16 protein-coding genes are annotated in these 19,387 nt (G+C 64.8%); 13 read left to right on the top strand and 3 right to left on the bottom strand.

From position 1 onward, the window contains the following. The first annotated feature begins 71 nt into the window (after window positions 1-71). Window positions 72-605 carry a peptidoglycan-associated lipoprotein Pal gene (gene pal, locus AC07P1_RS15280; RefSeq protein ID WP_494696625.1) on the top strand — a complete coding sequence of 178 codons (534 nt, stop codon included), beginning with the start codon at window positions 72-74 and terminating at the stop codon, window positions 603-605. A gap of 148 nt (window positions 606-753) precedes the next feature. Then, complete coding sequence (locus AC07P1_RS15275) at window positions 754-2,193, top strand: catalase (protein ID WP_494696624.1); 1,440 nt, start codon at window positions 754-756, stop codon at window positions 2,191-2,193. 111 nt (window positions 2,194-2,304) lie between these two features. On the opposite strand, the gene AC07P1_RS15270 is transcribed toward AC07P1_RS15275, so the two are convergent. Further along, a complete protein-coding gene (locus tag AC07P1_RS15270; RefSeq protein WP_494696623.1) occupies window positions 2,305-3,753 on the bottom strand; it encodes a SulP family inorganic anion transporter in 1,449 nt (482 codons plus the stop codon). Between the two features lie 204 nt (window positions 3,754-3,957). Here AC07P1_RS15270 and AC07P1_RS15265 point away from each other — a divergent pair, with 204 nt between their 5' ends. Continuing rightward, the gene (locus AC07P1_RS15265; RefSeq protein WP_494696622.1) at window positions 3,958-4,185 is read left to right on the top strand and encodes a hypothetical protein; all 228 of its coding nucleotides are present in this window, start codon (window positions 3,958-3,960) and stop codon (window positions 4,183-4,185) included. Window positions 4,186-4,203: 18 nt separating this feature from the next. Here AC07P1_RS15265 and AC07P1_RS15260 read toward each other — a convergent pair whose 3' ends face one another. Together AC07P1_RS15260 and AC07P1_RS15255 are read right to left on the bottom strand one after the other, a co-directional pair. Next, a complete protein-coding gene (locus AC07P1_RS15260; RefSeq protein WP_494696621.1) occupies window positions 4,204-4,977 on the bottom strand; it encodes a Crp/Fnr family transcriptional regulator in 774 nt (257 codons plus the stop codon). Window positions 4,978-5,340: 363 nt separating this feature from the next. After that, window positions 5,341-7,440 (bottom strand): TonB-dependent receptor family protein, encoded by a 2,100-nt coding sequence (locus AC07P1_RS15255; protein ID WP_494696620.1) that lies wholly within the window; start codon window positions 7,438-7,440, stop codon window positions 5,341-5,343. A gap of 150 nt (window positions 7,441-7,590) precedes the next feature. On the opposite strand from AC07P1_RS15255, the gene hmpA reads away from it, so the two are divergent. The 10 genes from hmpA (at window position 7,591) to AC07P1_RS15205 (ending at window position 19,364) form a co-directional block, all read left to right on the top strand. After that, window positions 7,591-8,772 (top strand): NO-inducible flavohemoprotein, encoded by a 1,182-nt coding sequence (hmpA, locus tag AC07P1_RS15250; RefSeq protein WP_494696619.1) that lies wholly within the window; start codon window positions 7,591-7,593, stop codon window positions 8,770-8,772. A 93-nt stretch (window positions 8,773-8,865) separates the two neighbouring features. Beyond that, on the top strand, window positions 8,866-9,858 hold the full coding sequence (locus AC07P1_RS15245; RefSeq protein ID WP_494696618.1) for an aliphatic sulfonate ABC transporter substrate-binding protein: 993 nt from the start codon (window positions 8,866-8,868) through the stop codon (window positions 9,856-9,858). A 13-nt stretch (window positions 9,859-9,871) separates the two neighbouring features. Beyond that, window positions 9,872-10,732, top strand: coding sequence for an ABC transporter permease (locus AC07P1_RS15240; RefSeq protein WP_494696617.1), 861 nt, complete (start codon window positions 9,872-9,874; stop codon window positions 10,730-10,732). Beyond that, window positions 10,729-11,469 carry an ABC transporter ATP-binding protein gene (locus AC07P1_RS15235; RefSeq protein ID WP_494696616.1) on the top strand — a complete coding sequence of 247 codons (741 nt, stop codon included), beginning with the start codon at window positions 10,729-10,731 and terminating at the stop codon, window positions 11,467-11,469. Before AC07P1_RS15240 ends, AC07P1_RS15235 begins: the two co-directional genes overlap by 4 nt. 60 nt (window positions 11,470-11,529) lie before the next feature. Continuing rightward, a complete protein-coding gene (locus tag AC07P1_RS15230) occupies window positions 11,530-11,961 on the top strand; it encodes a Fur family transcriptional regulator (RefSeq protein WP_494696615.1) in 432 nt (143 codons plus the stop codon). 129 nt (window positions 11,962-12,090) lie between these two features. Then, window positions 12,091-13,362, top strand: a complete 1,272-nt coding sequence (locus tag AC07P1_RS15225) for a GTP-binding protein (RefSeq protein WP_494696614.1) — start codon at window positions 12,091-12,093, stop codon at window positions 13,360-13,362. Between the two features lie 118 nt (window positions 13,363-13,480). Continuing rightward, window positions 13,481-15,691 (top strand): TonB-dependent receptor, encoded by a 2,211-nt coding sequence (locus AC07P1_RS15220; protein ID WP_494696613.1) that lies wholly within the window; start codon window positions 13,481-13,483, stop codon window positions 15,689-15,691. 19 nt (window positions 15,692-15,710) lie between these two features. Beyond that, entirely contained in the window at window positions 15,711-16,415 is a 705-nt protein-coding gene (locus AC07P1_RS15215) for an ABC transporter ATP-binding protein (protein WP_494696612.1), read from the top strand. After that, the gene (locus AC07P1_RS15210) at window positions 16,375-17,874 is read left to right on the top strand and encodes a DUF3526 domain-containing protein (RefSeq protein ID WP_494696611.1); all 1,500 of its coding nucleotides are present in this window, start codon (window positions 16,375-16,377) and stop codon (window positions 17,872-17,874) included. The genes AC07P1_RS15215 and AC07P1_RS15210 overlap by 41 nt, the downstream gene beginning before the upstream one ends. Beyond that, window positions 17,871-19,364, top strand: a complete 1,494-nt coding sequence (locus tag AC07P1_RS15205; protein ID WP_494696610.1) for a DUF3526 domain-containing protein — start codon at window positions 17,871-17,873, stop codon at window positions 19,362-19,364. Before AC07P1_RS15210 ends, AC07P1_RS15205 begins: the two co-directional genes overlap by 4 nt. Window positions 19,365-19,387 lie beyond the last annotated feature (23 nt).

The following is a 19,387-nucleotide window of genomic DNA, read 5'->3' as shown; positions in this document are numbered from 1 at the left end:
CGCTCGCGGCTGGCTGAACAGCCTCACTACACCAATGTGTCAATAACAAAATACAATTCGGGAGTATTTCCATGAACGTAAAAATCAACACCCTGCTGGCAGCCTGCACCGTAGCCCTGCTGAGCGCCTGCTCGACCCCTGCTCCAGCCCCAGCACCGGCACCAGCCCCTGCGCCAGCCCCGGCACCGGCACCAGCTCCTGCCGCGGCGCCAGTGGCCGCTCCAGCGGCAGCCACCCTGCCAGCGTACCTGGACCCAAACAGCTCGATCTACAAAAACCGTAGCGTCTACTTCGACTTCGACAAGTACACCGTCAAGCCGGAGTTCGACGCCGTTGTCGCCGACCACGGTAAATTCCTGGCCGCGAACCCGAACGTGTCGATCAAAGTCGAAGGCAACACCGATGACCAGGGCAGCGCCGAGTACAACCTGGCCCTGGGCCAGAAGCGCGCCCAAGCCGTCATCACCGCCCTGAAAACCCAAGGCGTGAAAGACAGCCAGATGGAAGCCGTCAGCTTCGGTAAAGAGAAGCCAAAAGCATCGGGCACCGACGCGGACTCGCGCGCCCAGAACCGTCGCGCCGACCTGGCCTACCCAAGCAAGTAATCTGCTTGAAGTACCAGTAGCGTGATGAAAGCCCGGCTGAAAAGCCGGGCTTTTTTGCTTTGGGCTCTCCCGAAAGAGAGCTGCGCGGAGGCAACGCGTTGGTTATGCTGGAAGTCTCCATCCAACTTCGAATCATTGAAGGACTTCCATGAAAAACCTCACCACCGCCGCCGGCGCGCCGGTCGTCGACAACCAGAACACGCAGACCGCCGGCCCGCACGGCCCGGTGCTGCTGCAGGATGTCTGGCACCTTGAAAAGCTGGCCCACTTCGCGCGCGAAGTGATCCCCGAGCGGCGCATGCACGCCAAGGGCTCGGGCGCCTTCGGCACCTTCACCGTCACCCACGACATCGGCAAGTACACGCGCGCGGCGCTGTTCTCCGAGATCGGCAAGAAGACCGACATCTTCATGCGCTTTTCCACCGTCGCCGGCGAGCGCGGCGCGGCCGACGCCGAACGCGATATTCGCGGCTTCGCCGTCAAGTTCTATACCGAGCAAAGCAACTGGGACGTGGTCGGCAACAACACGCCCGTGTTCTTCTTCCGCGACCCGCTCAAGTTCCCGGACCTGAACCACGTCGTCAAGCGCGACCCGAAGACCAATTTGCGCAGCGCCGAGAACAACTGGGACTTCTGGACCCTGCTGCCGGAGGCGCTGCACCAGATCACGATCGTCATGAGCGATCGCGGCATCCCCAAGGGTTACCGCCACATGCACGGTTTCGGCAGCCATACCTTCAGCTTCATCAGCCCTACCAATGAACGCTTCTGGGTCAAGTTCCACTTCGTCTGCCAGCAGGGCATCGCCAACTTCAGCGACGCGGAAGCGGCGGCGGTGGTCGCCAACGACCGTGAAAGCTCGCAGCGCGACCTGTTCGACGCCATCGAGAACGGCGACTTCCCGCGCTGGAAGCTGGCGGTGCAGATCATGCCGGAGAACGAGGCGTCCAAGGTCCCATACAACCCGTTCGACCTGACCAAGGTCTGGCCGCACAAGGACTACCCGCTGATCGACGTCGGCATCCTGGAATTGAACCGCAACGCCGAGAACTACTTCGCCGACGTCGAGCAGTCGGCCTTCTCGCCGGCCAACGTGGTCCCGGGTGTCAGCTTCTCGCCGGACAAGATGCTGCAATCGCGCCTGTTCTCGTATGGCGACGCGGCCCGCTACCGCCTTGGCGTGAACCACCACGCGATCCCCGTCAACGCGCCCAAATGCCCGTTCCACAGCTACCACCGCGACGGCGCCATGCGCACCGACGGCAACCACGGCGCCGGCACCTCGTATGAACCTAACAGCCGTGGCGAATGGCTGCAGCAGCCGCAGTTCGCCGAACCGCCGCTGTCGCTCGAAGGCGCGGCCGCGCACTGGGACCACCGGGTCGACACCGACTACTACTCGCAGCCCGGCAACCTGTTCCGGTTGCTGACGGACGAGAAGAAGCGGCTGCTGTTCGAGAACACGGCGCGCGCGATCCACGGCGTATCGAAGCCGGTGCAGGAACGCCACATTTTCAACTGTACGCAGGCCGATCCGGCCTACGGCGCGGGCGTGGCGGCGGCGATCAACGCGCTGGAAGCGAAGTAAAAATAGGAGGCAGGCGGATCGCAAAGCAACCCATCATGCTTTTAGCGATGCGCATGCCCTGCCACCTAGCGGGCGGACCCAGCGGGGTCCGACCCCGGTTGGCCGTGCGGGTTACGCGGTGACAGTCACGCCGGCCCGCACCAGCAGTTGTTCGCACCGTTTGGACAGGTGCTGAACCTGCAGCGTCTTGCCGGCTTTGGCGTAGCGCTCGCTCAGGGTCGACACCGCGACCACCGCCGAATGATCAGCCAGTCGCAAATACCGGCAATCGAGCACCACTTCCCGCGGATCGCCCTGCGGATCGAACAAATCGTTGAAATGCGCGATGGACGCGAAGAACAGCGTGCCGTGCGGCGTGTAGTGTTTAACGCCGTCGGCGCCCTCCACCACGTCGGCGCGGATTTCGCGGGCATGGCGCCAGGCGAAGCTGAGCGCAGCGATCACGATCCCGCACAGCACCGCCACCGCCAGGTCGGTGGCCACGGTGATGCAGGTGACGACCACGATCAGCAGCGCGTCATGCTTGGGCACCTTGCCCAGCACCCTCAGCGAACCCCAGGCGAAGGTCTGCTGCGCCACCACGAACATCACACCGACCAACGCCGCCAGCGGAATGCGCTCGATCAGCGGCGACAAAAACAGTATAAACAATAAAATCATGACGCCGCTGACGGCGCCGGAGACGCGCGTGCGGCCGCCGGAACTCAGGTTGATCATGGTCTGGCCGATCATCGCGCAGCCGCCCATGCCGCCGAACAGGCCGGAGGTCACGTTGGCGGCGCCCAGCGCCACGCACTCGCGGTTCGGCAAGCCGCGCGTTTCGGTGATTTCGTCGGTCAGGTTAAAGGTCAGCAGCGTCTCCAGCAGGCCCACCACCGCCATCAGCAGCGCGTACGGCAGCACGATGCGCAAGGTCTCCATCGTCATGGGCAACTCGGGAATGTGGAACACCGGCAGGCCGCCGGCGATTTGGGCCATGTCGCCCAGGGTGCGGGCCGGCAGCTGCAAACCCTCGGACAACAGGCCCACGCCGACGATCGCCACCAGCGCGGGCGGCACGGCCTTGGTCAAGCGGGGAAGTAAATAAACGACCAACATCGTCAGCGCCACCAGCGCGCACATCCACGCCAGCGCAGCGCCCTGCAGCCACTGGCCGCCGGCCCTGAAGTGCTGCAGCTGCGACCACGCGATGACGATGGCCAAGCCGTTGACGAAGCCGAGCATGACCGGATGCGGCACCATGCTGACCAGTTTGCCCATCCTGAGGACGCCGAACAACAGCATGATGAGGCCGCTAAGCACCACCGTCGCCAGGAAATACTGCAAGCCGTGCTGGGCCACCAGGGCGACAATCACCACCGCCATCGAGCCGGCGGCTCCCGAAATCATGCCGGGACGGCCGCCGAAGATGGCCGTCAGCGTACAAATAAAGAAGGCGCCATACAGGCCGGTCAGCGGATTGAGGTGCGCAACCAGCGCGAAAGCGATGCACTCAGGAACTAAAGCGAAGGACGTGGTCAGACCGGCTAATACATTTTTAGAAAAATTGGATGACCACATAGGAGAGAAGAAGGAGTGGGAAGGTGCCTACCGGCGGCAATAAAGCAGCCGCGGGCGAGGCAAAAACGCAACAGTGCGCGTATTTTACACGGCCGCGTTCGTTTTCTCATCGTTATGGGTGAACTGGCGCACATTCAAAAAGCGGCGAGCGCGGCAAAATAACCTTGCGAACTTCTCAACCACTTGCCCGCACGACATATCGCCATGACTACTCTGACCTCTGCCACCCGCGCCTTGAACCGCCAGAAAATCGCCGTGGAGCGGACGCTGTATGCCCGTTCGGCCGAGGAATCGCAACTGGCCGCCCGTTGGGCCAGCGCCTGGCATAAATTGGTACAGCGCAAGTTGGATCACCTGGCTGCCCGTCCTGCGTCGCGGGTCGACTTTAGCGGCTTTATCATGACGCCGCCCGTCTCCCGCGTCCTGCACTAATTCCCTTTTCCTGATTTTTTACGCCGCCCGCTGTTCGGTTTGGGCCGTTTTGTTGCGGCTGGCCTGGTAGTAGCTGCCGGCGCGGCGTTCCATTGCCGCGCGATCCAGCACCGTCACGCAACCACGGCGGTACATGATCAAACCTTCTTCGGCCAGCTTGCCTGCCGCGCCGGTGACGCTCTCGCGGCGCACGCCCAGCATGTTGGCGATCATTTCCTGAGTTACCTTCAGTTCGCTGGTCATCGAGCGGTCCAGACGCTCCAGCAACCAGCGGCACAGCTTCTGCTCGATGCTGGTGTGGCGGCTGCCGGCCACGCTTTGCGCCAACTGGGCGAACATCGCGCTGGTGTAGCGCATCAGCTGCTGGGCCAGCGGGCCGCCTGCGTAGAACGCTTCACGCAGCACCTCGGTGCGCAGGCGGTAACCATAGCCATCAGCCTCGACGACCGCCGAGTAGCTGGCGCGCTCGGTTGGATACAGGGCGACGCCGACCACGCCTTCGCGCCCGACAACAGCGATCTCGGTGGTCGCGCCGTCTTCCATCACGTATTGCAGCGAAACGATCGCGTTGGTCGGGAAGTAGGTGTACTCGACCTTGTCGCCGTAGTCGAACAAGTGCTTACCTGCCGGCAACGCCACCAACTCCAGATCGCCGAACAACGCCAGCAAATCGTCACGCGACAAGGCGCGCAGCAAATCGTTCTGTTGCGCGCCGATCAAACTGATCGGTTGTGCGGCGGCGCCAACGTTGATGGAGCGGGTTGCGGAGGTGGTGGTGTTAAATGCGTTCATGGTCTGTACCCCTGGAAATCGTGTTGATCCTTCGAATAATGTCGTGTGGATCGCGGTGGTCTATTTGTGCTTCACCGTTGATGACACTATATCCAGGGGGCTAACTCGGCGGTATAGGACCACCTTGTAGTCCTATGTAGGTTGTGAACATTGCAAAATGTCATCTTTGTCCTACGCAAAGCGGGTCACCGCACATCCGGGGCAAAAAAGAGGATGTGGAATTGCCTCAGTTGCTTTAGTACGTCTCACCCACAACGGCGAGCCGCGCCGTAAAAAACTGGAACACGCGGCCACGAAGCGTCGATACGGCGGAGATCGTGTAGAAATGGTGGACCTGACCCCGGAGTTGCTTTACGCAGCTGCTCAATAAGTCGCGCGCAGCTGGAGGTAGGCGGTGCGCGGGGCGCCGACCATGCGGCCGGCGTTGCCGTCGACGTTGCGCGTGTAGTAGCGCTTGTCCGACAGATTGTTGATGCCGGCCATTACCTCGTAGCCCGGCTTGCCGGGCAGCTTCCAGCCCAGTTGCGCGTTCCACAGGCGGAAACCGGGGATCTGCCCCACGCCGCCGTTGGCGGACTCGGCCACCGTGTTGGCGGCGTCCGAGTATTGCTTGCCTTGATGCGTGCTGGACAAATTGGCCGTGAAGGCGCCCAAGCGGTAGCGCGCGCCCACCGTGTCCGTATTGCGCGAGTAGAACGGCACGTCCATGCCCGACGTCACGCCCGATTCCTGGATCGCCTTGGTGTACGTGTAGTTGGCGTAGACGTTCAGCCCGGCCAGAGCGCTCGTCTCGCCGAAGGTGTAGTCGGCCGCCGTTTCGATGCCTTCGTGGTCGGTCGCGCCGATGTTCTGGAACGTCGCCGGCATGATGCCCGGCACCTGGATGATCTGGTTGTCGAACTTGAGCTTGAACGCCGTCAGTTCGGCGCCGACGGCGCCGGTCTTCCAGCGCGCGCCCACTTCGGCCGTCTTCGCCAGCTCTGGCTTGAGCGGATTGGCCGGGGCTTGCGAGTTCAGTTGCGTGTTCTGCACCGGTCCGAACGAGGTCGTGTAGTTGGCGAACACCGTCAGCGCCTTGTTCACCAGATAGGCGACGTTGAGCGACGGCAGGGCCTTGTTGTTGTTCGATTCGAAGGTATTGCGGCCGACGATGTCGTCGCGCTCCGAACGAATGCGCTCGTAGCGCACGCCAGGCGTGATGCGCCACGCCCCCAGCGCGATGCGGTCGTCGATATACACCGCGTGCGCGTCGGTGCTGTTGACGAAGGTCGCGGTCGCGCCGTTAGCGCCGGTGGCGACGGTCTGCACATAGTTATTGTCGTCGCCACGCTCGCGCAGGAAACGGTAGCCGACCGTGACGTCGTGCGTCACGCCCGACACGGCGAAGCGTTGCGTATAGCGCGGCTCGATGCCCAGCACCTGGTAGTTGCGCGGCTGGTAGGTCAGCTGCGTGCGGGCGGCGTTGATCAACGCGCTCTGGCGGAAGCTTTCGTTGTAGTAGGCCTTGATTTCGACCTCCTGCGTGGCCGACAAGGTGTTCAGGTAGCCGACGTCGGCACCCTTGCGGTCGCCGCTCCAGAAGTCCGTCGGACGGGTGTTCTGGAACGGGTTGGCGTTGTACTGCGCCACCGTCAGGCCGCCCGGCGTGCGCGAGTTGACATCGAAGTACGTCAGCTTGCCGTACACCTCGCTCTGCGGATCGATTTTATAGCGGAACTTGAGCGCGACGTCGTTGACCTTTTCGTCGCTGCCCACGCGCCAGCCCGAGCCGTCCATGCCCGAGTACATCAGCGCCAGGCCGAGGCCGTTGTCGAGCGTGCTGCCGACGAAAGCGCTGTACTGGCGGCTGTGGCCGGTTTCGCTGAAGTCGTTGTAGCGCACCGAAACGTCGCCGCTGATGCCCGGAGCTTCCGGAATCGCGCGGCTGCGGAAGTTGATGATGCCGCCGACGTTCTGCGGGCCGTAGCGCACCGCGCCGCCGCCGCGCACGACGTCGATCGACTCGATGTTGTTCAGGCTCACCGGCGCGAACGACAGCTGCGGCTGGCCGTAAGGCGCCACCGCCAGCGGGATGCCGTCGAGCAGGATGGTCGAACGCGGCGAGTAGCGCCCGGTCAGCCCGCGCACGCCGATGTTGAGCGAAATGGCGCTGCCGGCCGTGCCGGAGTTGTCGGTCGCCTGCACGCCCGGAATGCGGCGCAGCACGTCGCCGATGTCCAGGGCGCCGGAATTCTCGATCTCCTCCTTGCCGACGACGGTGCGCGCGCCGGGGAAGTTCTTCACGCTGTTCTGCAAGCCCGAGCCAAGCCAGCTGCCCGTCACCTGGATCGATTCGATCGGCGCGGCGGACCCGCCCTCCTGGGCGTGCAGCGCGGACGACGCCACCAGCAGGGAGATGGCGGCGGCCATCGCGGTCAGGGGAAAATGCGCAGGGCGCGGTGCGGACAAGGCGAAATCGGACATGGACGTGGTGTGGTTGGCGTTAAAGCGCTAGATGATAACACTTCTCATTCTCATCGGCTAGCGACCGGTTGGACAAAATGACTCAACCATTTTAAAGATGCATACGCTATACTTCTTTACATCACCCCTTCCCAACGACGAGAGACCATCATGCTGAGCGTAGAACAAAAAGCCATCATCACCGCGACCGTACCCATCCTGGAGCAAGGCGGCGAAGCGTTGACGCGCCATTTCTATCTGACGCTGTTTCGGGACTTCCCGCAGGTGAAGCCGTTTTTCAACCAGGCCAACCAGCAGGACGGCAACCAGCAGCGCGCGCTGGCCAACGCGGTGCTGATGTACGCCCGCAATATCGATCGCCTGGAACAACTCGGACCGCTGGTCTCGACCATCGTCAACAAGCACGTCTCGCTGCAGATCCAGCGCGAGCACTATCCGCTGGTCGGCGCCTCGCTGCTCAAGGCGATCCGCGAAGTGCTCGGCGCTGAAACCGCGACCGACGCCGTGATCGACGCCTGGGCGGCGGCCTACGGCCAGCTGGCCGACATCCTGGCCGGCGCCGAACAAAACGTCTACGATGAAAACGCCCGCGCGCCGGGCGGCTGGAGCGGCGCCCGCGCATTCAAGGTCGTCTCCAAAAAGGCCGAAAGCGACGAAATCACCTCCTTTGTGCTGGAACCGGCCGACGGCCGCGCCGTTGTCGCCCATAAGCCGGGCCAGTACATCGGCATGTCCGTCGACATCGACGGCGAGGAGGCGCGCCGCCAATACTCGCTGTCGGCGGCCGCCAATGGCGCCAACTACCGCATCAGCGTCAAGCGCGAGGCCGGTGGCGCCGTGTCGAACTTCCTGCATGATCGAGTCAACGTCGGCGACAGCATCGAACTGTTCCCGCCCTCCGGCGAATTCGTGCTGAAGGACGGCGACAAACCGCTGGTGCTGATCAGCGGCGGCGTCGGCATCACGCCAACGCTGGCGATGCTGACGAGCGCCCTGTCCACCGGCCGCGCCATCCACTTCATCCACGCCGCGCGCCACGCCGGCGTGCACGCCTTCCGCGACCAGATCGACGCCCTGGCGAGCGAATATCCGCAGCTCCAACGCTTCTACTGCTACGAAACCGCCACCGATACCGGCCCGCAGCCGCATGCCACCGGCTATCTGGATCGGCAGCGCCTCGGCGAATGGCTGCCGGCGACGCGCGACGTCGACGCCTACTTCCTCGGACCGACGCCGTTCATGAAGGCCGTCAAATCGCATCTGCTGGAATTGGGCGTGCCGCAGGCACAGACGCACTATGAGTTCTTCGGCCCCGCCGAGGCGCTGGCCTGATGCGTTTTCCGGATATGTAAAGCCGGATATCTTCGTGTACGACGGAAGGCGCCGATGCAATACTGCTTGCATCACGCCTATCCGAAGGAAACCATGAAGCGCAGGACTGTACTGAAGTTGGCGGCCAATGGCGCCGCCCTTGCCACCCTTGGTGGCAGCTCTCCGTTGGTGTTCGGCGCCGCGCCGCTCAAGGAGCTGCGCCTGGACTACGCCTACTACTCGCCGGCCAGCCTGGTGCTGCGCCGCTTCGGCTGGCTCGAAGATGAATTCAAGGCCGACGGCACCAGCGTGCGCTGGGTGCTCAGCGCCGGCAGCAACCGCGCGCTCGAATACCTGAACGCGAACAGCATCGACATCGGCTCCAGCGCCGGCCTGGCCGCGTTGCTGGCCAAGGCCAACGGCAACCCGATCAAAACGCCGTACATATTCTCCCGACCCGAGTGGACGGCGCTAGTGGTGCGCAAAGATTCGAACCTGCGCACCCTGGCGGATTTGAAGGGTAAAAAGATCGCCGCCACCAAGGGCACCGATCCCTATCTGTTCCTGCTGCGCTCTTTGCGGACGGCGGGCCTGAAACGCAGTGATATCGAACACGTCGGCCTTCAGCATGCCGACGGCCGCGCGGCGCTGGAGCAAGGCAAAGTCGATGCATGGGCGGGGCTGGACCCGCACATGGCGGCCAGTGAACTGGAAAGCGGTTCGCGTCTTATCTACCGCAACGTCGCCTTCAACACCTATGGCTTCCTCAACGTGCGCGAAGACTTCCTGGCCGCGCATCCGGCGGAACTGGGCCGTGTGATCAAGGCCTACGAGAAGGCGCGCGCGTGGATACGCGCCAACCCTTCCGAGGCGGCGAAAATACTGTCTGAGGAAGCCAAGGTGTCGCTGCCGGTGGCGCTGTTGCAAATCAAGCTGAGGACGGATTTCACCAATCCCCAGCCGGGCAGCGAGCATGTGAAGGCATTGCAGGTCGCCGCGCCCATCCTGCGCGACGAGGCGCTGGTCAAGAGCGGCACGGATCTGGACCGCACCATACTCGATCTGGTCGACACGCGCTTCGCACAACCGTTCATCGCCCGCGTCTAGGAGCTGACTGGATATGAGCAGCCAACTGGCGGCGCGTGCGCAAACCGATTTCGATGTATCCGCCACGGCGCCCTCCCCGCGCAAGCCCCGCGAGCGGCGCCCGCGACAGATCCCGCGTGGCCTGCTTGGGCTATTGCTGCCATCGACGGTATTGATCACCGCGGAAGTTGGCGCGCGCGCCGGCTGGATTCCATCCAATCTGCTACCCGCCCCGACGCAGATACTGCAGACCCTGGCCGATCTCGGCGCGCGCGGCCTGCTGGGCCACATCGGCGCCAGCACCGTGCGCGTGGCGGCCGGCTTCGGCGTCGGCGCCGCGCTGGCGGTGTTGCTGGGTGCCGCCGTCGGCCTCAATCGGCGTGCCGAGGCGATACTCGATCCGACCTTCCAGGCGCTGCGCGCCATTCCCTCGCTGGCCTGGGTGCCGCTGCTGCTGCTGTGGCTGGGCATCGACGAGGCGCCCAAGGTGGTGCTGATCGCCATCGGCGCCTTCTTCCCGGTGTATATGGGCGTGTCGTCCGGCATACGGGGCGTGGACCGCAAACTGATCGAAGTGGCGCGCTTGTATCGCCTGGGCGGCGTGGCGCTGACACGGCGCGTGCTGCTGCCGGCAGCCATGCCGTCCATCCTCACCGGCCTGCGCAACGGATTGAGTCTGGCGTGGATGTTCATGGTGGCGGCGGAGCTGATCGCCGCCAGCAAGGGCCTGGGCTACCTGCTGTCGGACGGCCGCGAAACCAGCCGCGCCGACATCGTGCTGGCGGCGATCGTGCTGTTGGCGATACTGGGAAAAATCAGCGACAGCCTGATGGCCGCCATCGAACGGCGCGGCCTGGCCTGGCGCGACAGCTTTTCCAGCGCGGGTGGCGCATGAAGCACATCAGTCCCGCGCTCGACATACACATCGCCGAAAAACGCTACGGCGACCGCACAGTGCTGCGCGATGTCGGCATCGGTCTGCGGCAAGGGGAAGTGGTCAGCCTGATCGGCGCCAGCGGCTGCGGAAAAAGCAGCCTGTTGTCGATCGCCTCTGGCCTCGATAGGAATTTTCAAGGACAGATCAAGCTTCACGGCCAGCCCCTCGACGGCGTGCACCGCGATATAGGCTTCATTTTCCAGGAACCGCGCCTTTTCCCCTGGTTGACGGTGGCGCAAAACGTCGCCTTCGACAGCGACAACGACGCCGCCGCCCAAAAGCTGGCGACGCGCCTGTTGACGGAGGTCGGCTTGCACGAACAAGCGCAAGCACTGCCCAAACAACTCTCCGGCGGCCAGGCGCAACGCGCCGCTATCGCGCGCGGACTATTCAGCCATCCAAGGGTATTGTTGCTCGACGAGCCATTCTCCGCCGTCGATGCCTTCACGCGCATGAAACTGCAGGATCTGCTGCTCAAGGTGGCACGCCAGCGCGAACTGACCGTGCTGCTGGTAACGCACGATATCGACGAGGCGCTGTATCTGAGCGACCGGATCATCCTGCTCGATGGCGTGGGATCGCCGGCCGTGACGGAGTTCCAGCCGCCGCCGCGACCGCGCGGACGCGGCGATGTCGCGCTGGCGGCGTTGAAGTCGTCGATTATCGATCGATTGCACGCGGTGCACGCGATCTGATCAAAAAGTCTACTTCCGCCGGATATGCGGCGCGCTGTCAGAACTGGTAAAATCCCGTTCATGATGCAAACCTCCACCACAGACCAGGCAGAAACGCTGATACGCGCCACCGGCGCGCGCGTCACGCGGCAGCGTGTGACGGTGCTCGACTTCCTGCTGGGCCAGGGAAAATCCCTGACCCACCATGAAATCCAGGATCACCTGTCGGACGAGGCGCTCGATTCGGTCACGCTGTACCGCGTGCTCGAATGGCTGACCGAAAATGAACTGGTGCACCGCATCGCCGGCGCCGACCAGGTCTGGCGCTTCAGCGCCGGGGCCGGACACCATTCGCACGAACACGCGCACTTCCAGTGCACCAAATGCGAGGAAGTGACATGCTTCACCGATGTCGCCCTGCCCCGCAAAATCAAACTGCCGGACGGCTTCCAAAGCCAGGAAATCGACTTCCTGATCAAGGGCACCTGCCCACACTGCGCGCCGAAAAAGTAACAAGACGACAAAATAGTTAACGCAACATAGTTGCATTAACTCCCGAACGGATTTATGATGCAACTCAATTGCATTAATCCGTTGCATAAATCGATCCTGCGCGTCCGCGCCTTTTCAGCGAGCTGTCCCATGTCTATCACTTCCCCCGCCGCCCGTCCGGACTACCGGCTCCCCGTCACCGTGCTTTCCGGCTTCCTCGGCGCCGGCAAAACCACCCTTCTCAACCACGTGCTGGCCAACCGGGAGGGTTTGCGCGTCGCCGTCATCGTCAACGACATGAGCGAGGTGAATATCGATGCCTCCCTGCTGCGCAAGGGCGCGGAGAACGCCGGCGCCGCGCTGTCCCGCACCGAGGAGAAAATGGTCGAGATGAGCAACGGCTGCATCTGCTGTACCCTGCGCGAGGACCTGCTGCTGGAGGTGCGCAAGCTGGCGGCCGAAAACCGCTTCGACTATTTGCTGATCGAGTCGACCGGCGTCGGCGAACCGATGCCGGTGGCGGCCACCTTCGATTTCGAGGATGAAAACGGCGACTCGCTGAACCACGTCTCCCGCATCGATACCATGGTCACCGTGGTCGACGCGCTCAACCTGCTGAAGGACTACCACGGCACCGATTTCCTGGCCCAACGCGGCGAGACCGCCGGTGAAGGCGACGACCGCACATTGGCGGCGCTACTGTCCGAGCAAATCGAATTCGCCAACGTCATCGTCGTCAGCAAATCGGACCTGGTCGGTCCCGCCCATCTGGCGGAGGTGCGCGCCGTTATCAAGGCGCTCAATCCAACGGCGACCATCGTCCATGCCGAAAAAGGCAACGTGCCGCTGCATACGATACTGGGCACCGGAAAATTCGATCTGGAGCAGGCCAGCCAGATGGCCGGCTGGGCGCGCGAACTGGCCGGCGATCACATGCCGGAGACCGAGGAATACGGCATCGACAGCTTCGTACTGCGCCATCGTAAACCGCTGCACCCGGACCGCTTCAACGCCTTCCTCGACGAGGCTCTGCCCGGCCTGATCCGCGCCAAGGGCTACATCTGGCTCGCCAGCCGGCCCGATTGGGCGGTCGCGTACTCGCGCGCCGGCCGCATCGCCGCAGTGGAACCGGTCGGCCAATGGTGGGCCGCCAGCGACAAGGCGCAATGGCCATCGCCGGGTGATCCGGACCGGCAGGCGATCGAGGCGATCTGGGAGGAGCCGTACGGCGACCGTCTCAACGAGCTGGTATTCATCGGCCGCGGCATGAGCCGCGCGGCGATCGAAGCGGCCTTCAATGCCTGCGTGCTGACCGACGTCGAATTCGCCGCCGGCATGCTCACTTGGCGAGGCTATAGCGATCCCTTCCCGGACTGGAGCCGCGAAGAAGACGAAGAACAAGCAGAACCCGCGCACGCCTGATTCCTTTATTACCCTCCACTCAATGAAAACAACAACAAGGCCGCTGGCCGCCGCCATCTCGCTCGCGCTTTCCACCGGCGCTTGCGCTTACGCGGATGACACCACCGCGGACGCGGCAATGCAGACGGTCACCATCAACAGCACCCGCGGCGCACTCGACCCCGATTTGCCGACCACCAGCGTCACCAAGACCCAGGAAGAGCTGCGGCGGCAGCAGAACATCTTCAATCCCGAGGACGCGCTGCGCAATATGCCCAGCATGACCATCCGCAAGCGCTATAGCGGCGACCGCAACGCGCTGGTCGGCGGGCGCAGTTTCTCCACCACGCAGGCGCCGCGCGCGCTGGTCACGATGGACGGCTACCTGCTGTCTAACTTCCTCGGCCGCTTCGACGCGCCCCGCTGGAACATGATCGCGCCCGAGGAAATGACGCGGGTCGATGTGCTATACGGCCCCTTCTCGGCGCTCTACCCGGGCAACTCCATCGGCACCACGATCGCCGTCACCACCAGCCGTCCGACCAAATTCGAAGGCTCGGTGCGGGTGGCGGTGCAGGACCAGTCCTTCGATCAGTACGGCCTAAAAGACCACTACCGCAACTACCAAGGGTCGGCGCTGATCGGCGACAGGCTGGCGTCGGGCCTATGGTACAAGCTGATGGTCAACCACCAGGACTCGACCAGCCAGCCGATGGGCTACTACACGGCGACCGCCAACGCCGCCGGGGTCTTCGCGGCGCCGTCCGGCGCTGGCGCGGCGACGCCGGTCACCGGCATCCGCTACGACACCGGCCCGTTCGGCACGAGGCGGGCGATTTTCGGCGCCAATGCCGGCGCCATCGACCATACGAAGCAGAACACCGTCAAGGCCACTTTCGGCTACGACTTCAATCGCACCGTGAGCGCCGAGGGCTTCGTCGCCTGGTGGAGCAACGAGAGCGTAACGCGCAATCAAAGCTTCCTGCGCGACGCCGCCGGCAATACCGTTTGGTCCGGGCGGGTCAGCGATGGCGCCAACATCTTCGTCATTCCCGTTGGCGCCTTCGCGCCCTACACGCGGGATGAACGCCACGCGCAGACCGGCGTGACCGTCAAGACCCGCAACGGCAACGGCTGGAACGCCAGCGTGTCGGCCAGCGCCTACCGCATCCTGGAGGACGTGCAGCGCAACGCCGGCAGCGCCGATCCGTTCGCCGCTAGCGGCGGCACCGGCAACGCGGTGGTACGCGATGGCAGCGGCTTCAATTCGCTCGACCTGCAAGCCACCTACTCGCCCGCCGCCGGCGACTGGACCGGCGGCGCCCACGCGCTGACCGTCGGACTGCACGCGGACGACTACACACTCGAACAATCCACCCGCGCCACCGCCGACTGGCGCAACGCGGTCGGACCGGAGACGCAGTTCATCGGCGGCCAGACGCGCATCGTGGCGCTTTATGGCCAGGATGCTTGGCGCTTCGCCCCCCAATGGCAAGCCATCCTCGGCCTGCGCGCGGAATCGTGGCAGGCCAGGAACGGCGCGCAACGCCTCCCCGGCGCCACCCAAAACTACCCGCGCCGCAGCGACCAGGCCTGGTCGCCGAAGCTGTCGCTGGGCTGGGACGTGGCGGCAGATACCACCTTGCGCCTGTCGGCCGGGCGTGGCACGCGCTTCGCCACCGTCGCGGAACTGTTCCAGGGTACGGCCGTGGGCAGCGCCATCGTCGTCAACGATCCCGATCTGAAGCCGGAACGGTCGAACGCGCTCGAGCTCATGGCCGAACAGCGGCAGTTCTTCGGCACCCTGCGCGCTTCGCTGTTCCAGGACGACGTGCGCGACGCCATCTGGAGCCAGCTCAATCTGAACGTATTCCCGAACGTGACCAATGTCACCAACGTGGGCCGGGTACGCACGCGCGGGCTGGAGCTGGTGGCGCAAATCGACCAACTGGGCGTGCGCGGGCTCAGCGCCGATGCCAACATCGCCTTCGGCAAATCGACGGTACTGGAAAACGCCAACTACCAGCCGTCGGTGGGCAAGGATTGGACGCGGGTGCCGCGCGTGCGCGGCGCCACCACGCTGACCTACGCGCCCGGCGCGAAATGGAGCGCCTCGGCGACCTACCGTTATTCCGGCCGGCAGTACAACGAAATGAACAACTCCGACTACAACACCGATGTCTACGGCGCCATCTCGCGTGTCAGCCAGGTCGATATGCGGCTATTGTTCAAGCCTCTCGCCGGTACCGAACTGGCCGTCGGCATCGACAACCTTAACAACAATCACGCCTACCAGATGCATCCCTACCCGGGCCGCACGCTGTTCGCGGAGATGCGTTACCTTTTTTAGGATTCAGCACGGAGAACGGATGATACACATCGAAAAACTAAGCAAAAGCTACGAAGGCAGAACCGTGGTCGATGGCCTCGACCTGCATGTGCGGGGCGGCGAAATCTACGCGCTACTCGGCCCCAACGGCGCCGGCAAGTCCACCACCATCGGCTGCCTGCTGGGATTCGTCGACGCCGACGCCGGCAGCATCCGCCTGGCCGGCTCCAACCTGCCGCCGGCGCGGGCGGCGGTGCGGCACGCCGCCTACATCGCGGAGAACGTCGCGCTCTATGAACGCCTCACCGGCGTCGAGAACGTAGAGTTTTTCATGCGCCTGTTGGGCAGGAAGCCGCGCCGCGAGGAGATCGAAGCGCTGCTGGAACGCGCCGGCCTGCCGGAACACGCTTGGCACCGCATGGCCTCCGGCTATTCGAAAGGCATGCGGCAAAAAGTCGGCATCGTCATGGCGCTGGCCAAGGGCGCGCAGGTCCTGGTGCTCGACGAGCCCACGTCCGGCCTCGATCCGGAAGCCAGCGTGACCTTCGGCGAGCTGGTGCGGACGCTGGCCGACGACGGCGCCGCCGTCCTGATGGCGACGCACGATCTGTTTCGCGCGCAGGAGCTGGCGGACCGCTGCGGCATGCTGGTGGGAGGCCGTTTGGCCGGTGAATGGAAATTGGGAGATCTGAATGCAGGCGAACTTGAACGCAACTACCTTGGCATCCTCGCCGGCCGCGCCTGAAGTGGACGCGCGGGACGCCCGGTCGAACCGCCAACGGTGGCTGCGGGCGCTGCATGGCGCCTGGCAGGCCGACTGGCGCGAGCGCCGGCGCGACTGGCGCGTGTGGCTGGTGATCGGCGTCGGCCTGGCGCTGGCCGCGTGCGCGGCGCTGTTGTCGTCGATGGAGCTGCGCGCCACGCTGGAAGGCCGCGCCATCGCCCAACAGGCGGAGCAACAACGCTGGTCGCAGCAGGGCAAAAAGTACCCGCATTCGGCGGCCCACTATGGCGTCTACGTCTTCAAGCCGCTGTCGGCGCTGGCGGCGCTCGACCCGGGCATCGAGCACTACGTCGGCGCCAGCGTGTGGCTGGAGGCGCACAAACAGAATGAACTGGTCTACCGTCCGGCCAACGACGAACCTGGTGTCACGCGCCAGTTCCGGCTGAACCCCGCCTTCGTGCTGCAGGTGCTGGCGCCGATGGCGATGATATTCCTCGGCTTCGGCATGTTCGCGGCGGAGCGCGAACGCGGCACGCTGGCCGCGCTGCGCATCAACGCCGCGCCGCTGGGGGCGCTGGCGCTGGCGCGCGGCGCGGTGCTGCTTTGCCTGGCGATGGTGCTGGTGCTGCCGGCCTGCATCGCGGTCGGCGTGCTGGAATGGACGCTGCAGGCGCGCAGTCCGTTCAGCGACGGCTTGCCACGCGCGTTGCTGTTTGGCGCCGGCTATCTGGTCTACCTGTGCACCTGGGCGGCCTTGATCGCGGCCGTGTCGGCGCGCGCCTCCACACTGCGCGCCAGCCTCGCGATTTTGATCGGGGTGTGGGCCGCGACCACCTTGGTGGTTCCGCGCGCGGCGGTCGAACTGTCGCGGATGGCGGCGCCGCTGCCGACCATGCAGCAGTTTCGCGCCGGCATGGACGCGGAACTCGGCATGCCGGACGATCCCGAACAGGCGGAACGCGACAAGCAGCAACTGCTGCGCGAATACGGTGTCAAGGACGTCAAGGATCTGCCGGTCAACTGGGCCGGCATCAGCCTGCAACGCGGCGAACAGCACGGCGACCGCATTTTCGACGACCATTACGGGCGCCTGTTCGACGCGATGCGCCGGCAAAGCGACGCCGCATCGCTGGCCGGGTGGCTGTCGCCGGCGGTGGCGATGGCCGGGCTGTCCAGCGCGGCGGCGGGCAGCGACACCCACCACCACCTGCAGTTCATCGATGGCGCGGAACGGCAGCGGCGCCGCATGCAGGATGTGTTGAACCAGGCGATCACCGATCACCCGGAACACAACGGCGTGCGCCACGACGGCGACCAGGCGCTATGGGACAAGATACCGCCGTTCAGATTCACCTTCGAGGCGCTCGACCTGAAGGCGCTGGCGCTGCGCCAGGTCTTGCCCCTGTTCGCCCTCTTCATCGCAAGCCTGCTGCTGTGCGGCGCCGGCTTGCGCCATCTACGTAGCGGAAACTTACGATGAAACAGATGTACACATTGATCGCCTACGACTTGCGCAGCCAGTTGCGCGAGCGCGGCACGATCGCGCTGGTGCTGGTCGCCCTGGCGCTGGCCGGATTCGGCCTGTTCGAAGGCGCGCGCTTCGAGCGCGACCAGCGACGCGCGGTGGCCGACGCCGCCGCGCAGGAAGTCACCGCGCGCGCCGATGCCAACGCGCTGGCGCGGCGCTACTTCGCCGATCCGGCGGCGCGCGAGTTCAGCGCCCAGCAATGGTACAAGACGCCGGTCGACGTGCGCGGCTACGCCTTTCGCGCGCATGTCGGCTTCGCCGGCAAACCGGAGGTCCCCGGCGCGGCGCTGGCGATAGGCCAGGCCGATCTTCTGCCCGCCTACGTCCGCGTGCGCGCGGAATCGATGGAGCTGGCGCGCACCGCGCTGGAGATCGAGCATCCGGGGCGCCTGGCGGTCGGCCGTTTCGATCTGATGTTCTTTGTGGTTTATCTATGGCCGCTGATTCTGCTCGCGCTAAGCACCTCCGTGCTGACGCAGGACCGCGAGAGTCACCGCCTGCGCGCCTTGCAGTTGCAAGGTGTGCGCCTGGGCCGCATGCTGGCGGCGCAAGTGACTGCACGCGCGATGGCCGCGAGCATGTTGCTGGTGCTGGCCGTGGGCATCGGGTCGCTCGCCGCCGGCATCATCCCGGCCGATGGCGCCGGCATGGCCGCCCTGGCGTCATGGGCCGGCGTGGTGCTGCTGTATTCGATGTTCTGGGCGGCCGTCACCATCGTCATTTGCGCCGTGTGCGGCAACCGCATGACAGCCGCTTTCGCCGGCTTCGGCGCATGGCTGATGCTGGCGGTGCTGCTGCCGGGCGCGATGACGGCCGCGATCCAGATGGGGGCACCGGTGCCGGTGCGGGAACGCTATGTCCAGGCGCTGCGCGACGCCGGCGACCAGGTCAACGCCGATAAACTGGGCAGCCTGGCACGCTTCTACGACAGCCACCCGGAATGGAAGCCGTCCGTCACGCCGCTCTCCAAGGTCTCGTCCAGCGTGTCGCGGCTGCAGCGCGCCCAAGAACTGGAACGCATCATGTCCGGCGTCGACCGCCAGTTTGAACGGGCAAGGATGCGCCAGCAGCAGCTGTTCGAGCAGGCGATCGCATTTAGTCCGGTGACCTTGGTGTATCAAACCCTGTCGGGCATCGCCGGCAACGACGGCGCGCGCCACCAGTTGTTCATGGCGGAGGTGCAGCGCCACCAGGTGCGGCTGCGCGACTACTTCCAGCGCGCGATCCAGCTGGCGGCGCTGGGCGACGAACGCAAGCCCTGTCCCGCCACCTGCCTTGGCGGCTACGGCTTCCGCGACTTCGACCAGGTACCGCGCTTCAGCGCCTCCAAGGCGTTGGCGCAGGCCCCGGCCGGGCCGCCGCAACTGGCGGCGCTGCCGCTGTGGATCGCCGCGCTGCTGGCCCTCGCGGCCGGCCTGATGATGCGCATTCGGCGGGGGTAGCACCGGCTCCGTTATACTGCTGG

The organism is Duganella sp. GW821-FHT07F09 (genome assembly GCF_059418705.1).
Note: the sequence above shows the minus strand (reverse complement) of the source record. Positions and strands in the feature narration are given on the sequence as shown.

Bases quoted from the DNA above. Each gene is read 5' to 3' on its own strand.
- pal (WP_494696625.1), top strand. From the start codon at position 72: ATGAACGTAAAAATCAACACCCTGCTGGCAGCCTGCACCGTAGCCCTG.
- AC07P1_RS15275 (WP_494696624.1), top strand. From the start codon at position 754: ATGAAAAACCTCACCACCGCCGCCGGCGCGCCGGTCGTCGACAACCAG.
- AC07P1_RS15270 (WP_494696623.1), bottom strand. From the start codon at position 3,753: ATGTGGTCATCCAATTTTTCTAAAAATGTATTAGCCGGTCTGACCACG.
- AC07P1_RS15265 (WP_494696622.1), top strand. From the start codon at position 3,958: ATGACTACTCTGACCTCTGCCACCCGCGCCTTGAACCGCCAGAAAATC.
- AC07P1_RS15260 (WP_494696621.1), bottom strand. From the start codon at position 4,977: ATGAACGCATTTAACACCACCACCTCCGCAACCCGCTCCATCAACGTT.
- AC07P1_RS15255 (WP_494696620.1), bottom strand. From the start codon at position 7,440: ATGTCCGATTTCGCCTTGTCCGCACCGCGCCCTGCGCATTTTCCCCTG.
- hmpA (WP_494696619.1), top strand. From the start codon at position 7,591: ATGCTGAGCGTAGAACAAAAAGCCATCATCACCGCGACCGTACCCATC.
- AC07P1_RS15245 (WP_494696618.1), top strand. From the start codon at position 8,866: ATGAAGCGCAGGACTGTACTGAAGTTGGCGGCCAATGGCGCCGCCCTT.
- AC07P1_RS15240 (WP_494696617.1), top strand. From the start codon at position 9,872: ATGAGCAGCCAACTGGCGGCGCGTGCGCAAACCGATTTCGATGTATCC.
- AC07P1_RS15235 (WP_494696616.1), top strand. From the start codon at position 10,729: ATGAAGCACATCAGTCCCGCGCTCGACATACACATCGCCGAAAAACGC.
- AC07P1_RS15230 (WP_494696615.1), top strand. From the start codon at position 11,530: ATGATGCAAACCTCCACCACAGACCAGGCAGAAACGCTGATACGCGCC.
- AC07P1_RS15225 (WP_494696614.1), top strand. From the start codon at position 12,091: ATGTCTATCACTTCCCCCGCCGCCCGTCCGGACTACCGGCTCCCCGTC.
- AC07P1_RS15220 (WP_494696613.1), top strand. From the start codon at position 13,481: ATGCAGACGGTCACCATCAACAGCACCCGCGGCGCACTCGACCCCGAT.
- AC07P1_RS15215 (WP_494696612.1), top strand. From the start codon at position 15,711: ATGATACACATCGAAAAACTAAGCAAAAGCTACGAAGGCAGAACCGTG.
- AC07P1_RS15205 (WP_494696610.1), top strand. From the start codon at position 17,871: ATGAAACAGATGTACACATTGATCGCCTACGACTTGCGCAGCCAGTTG.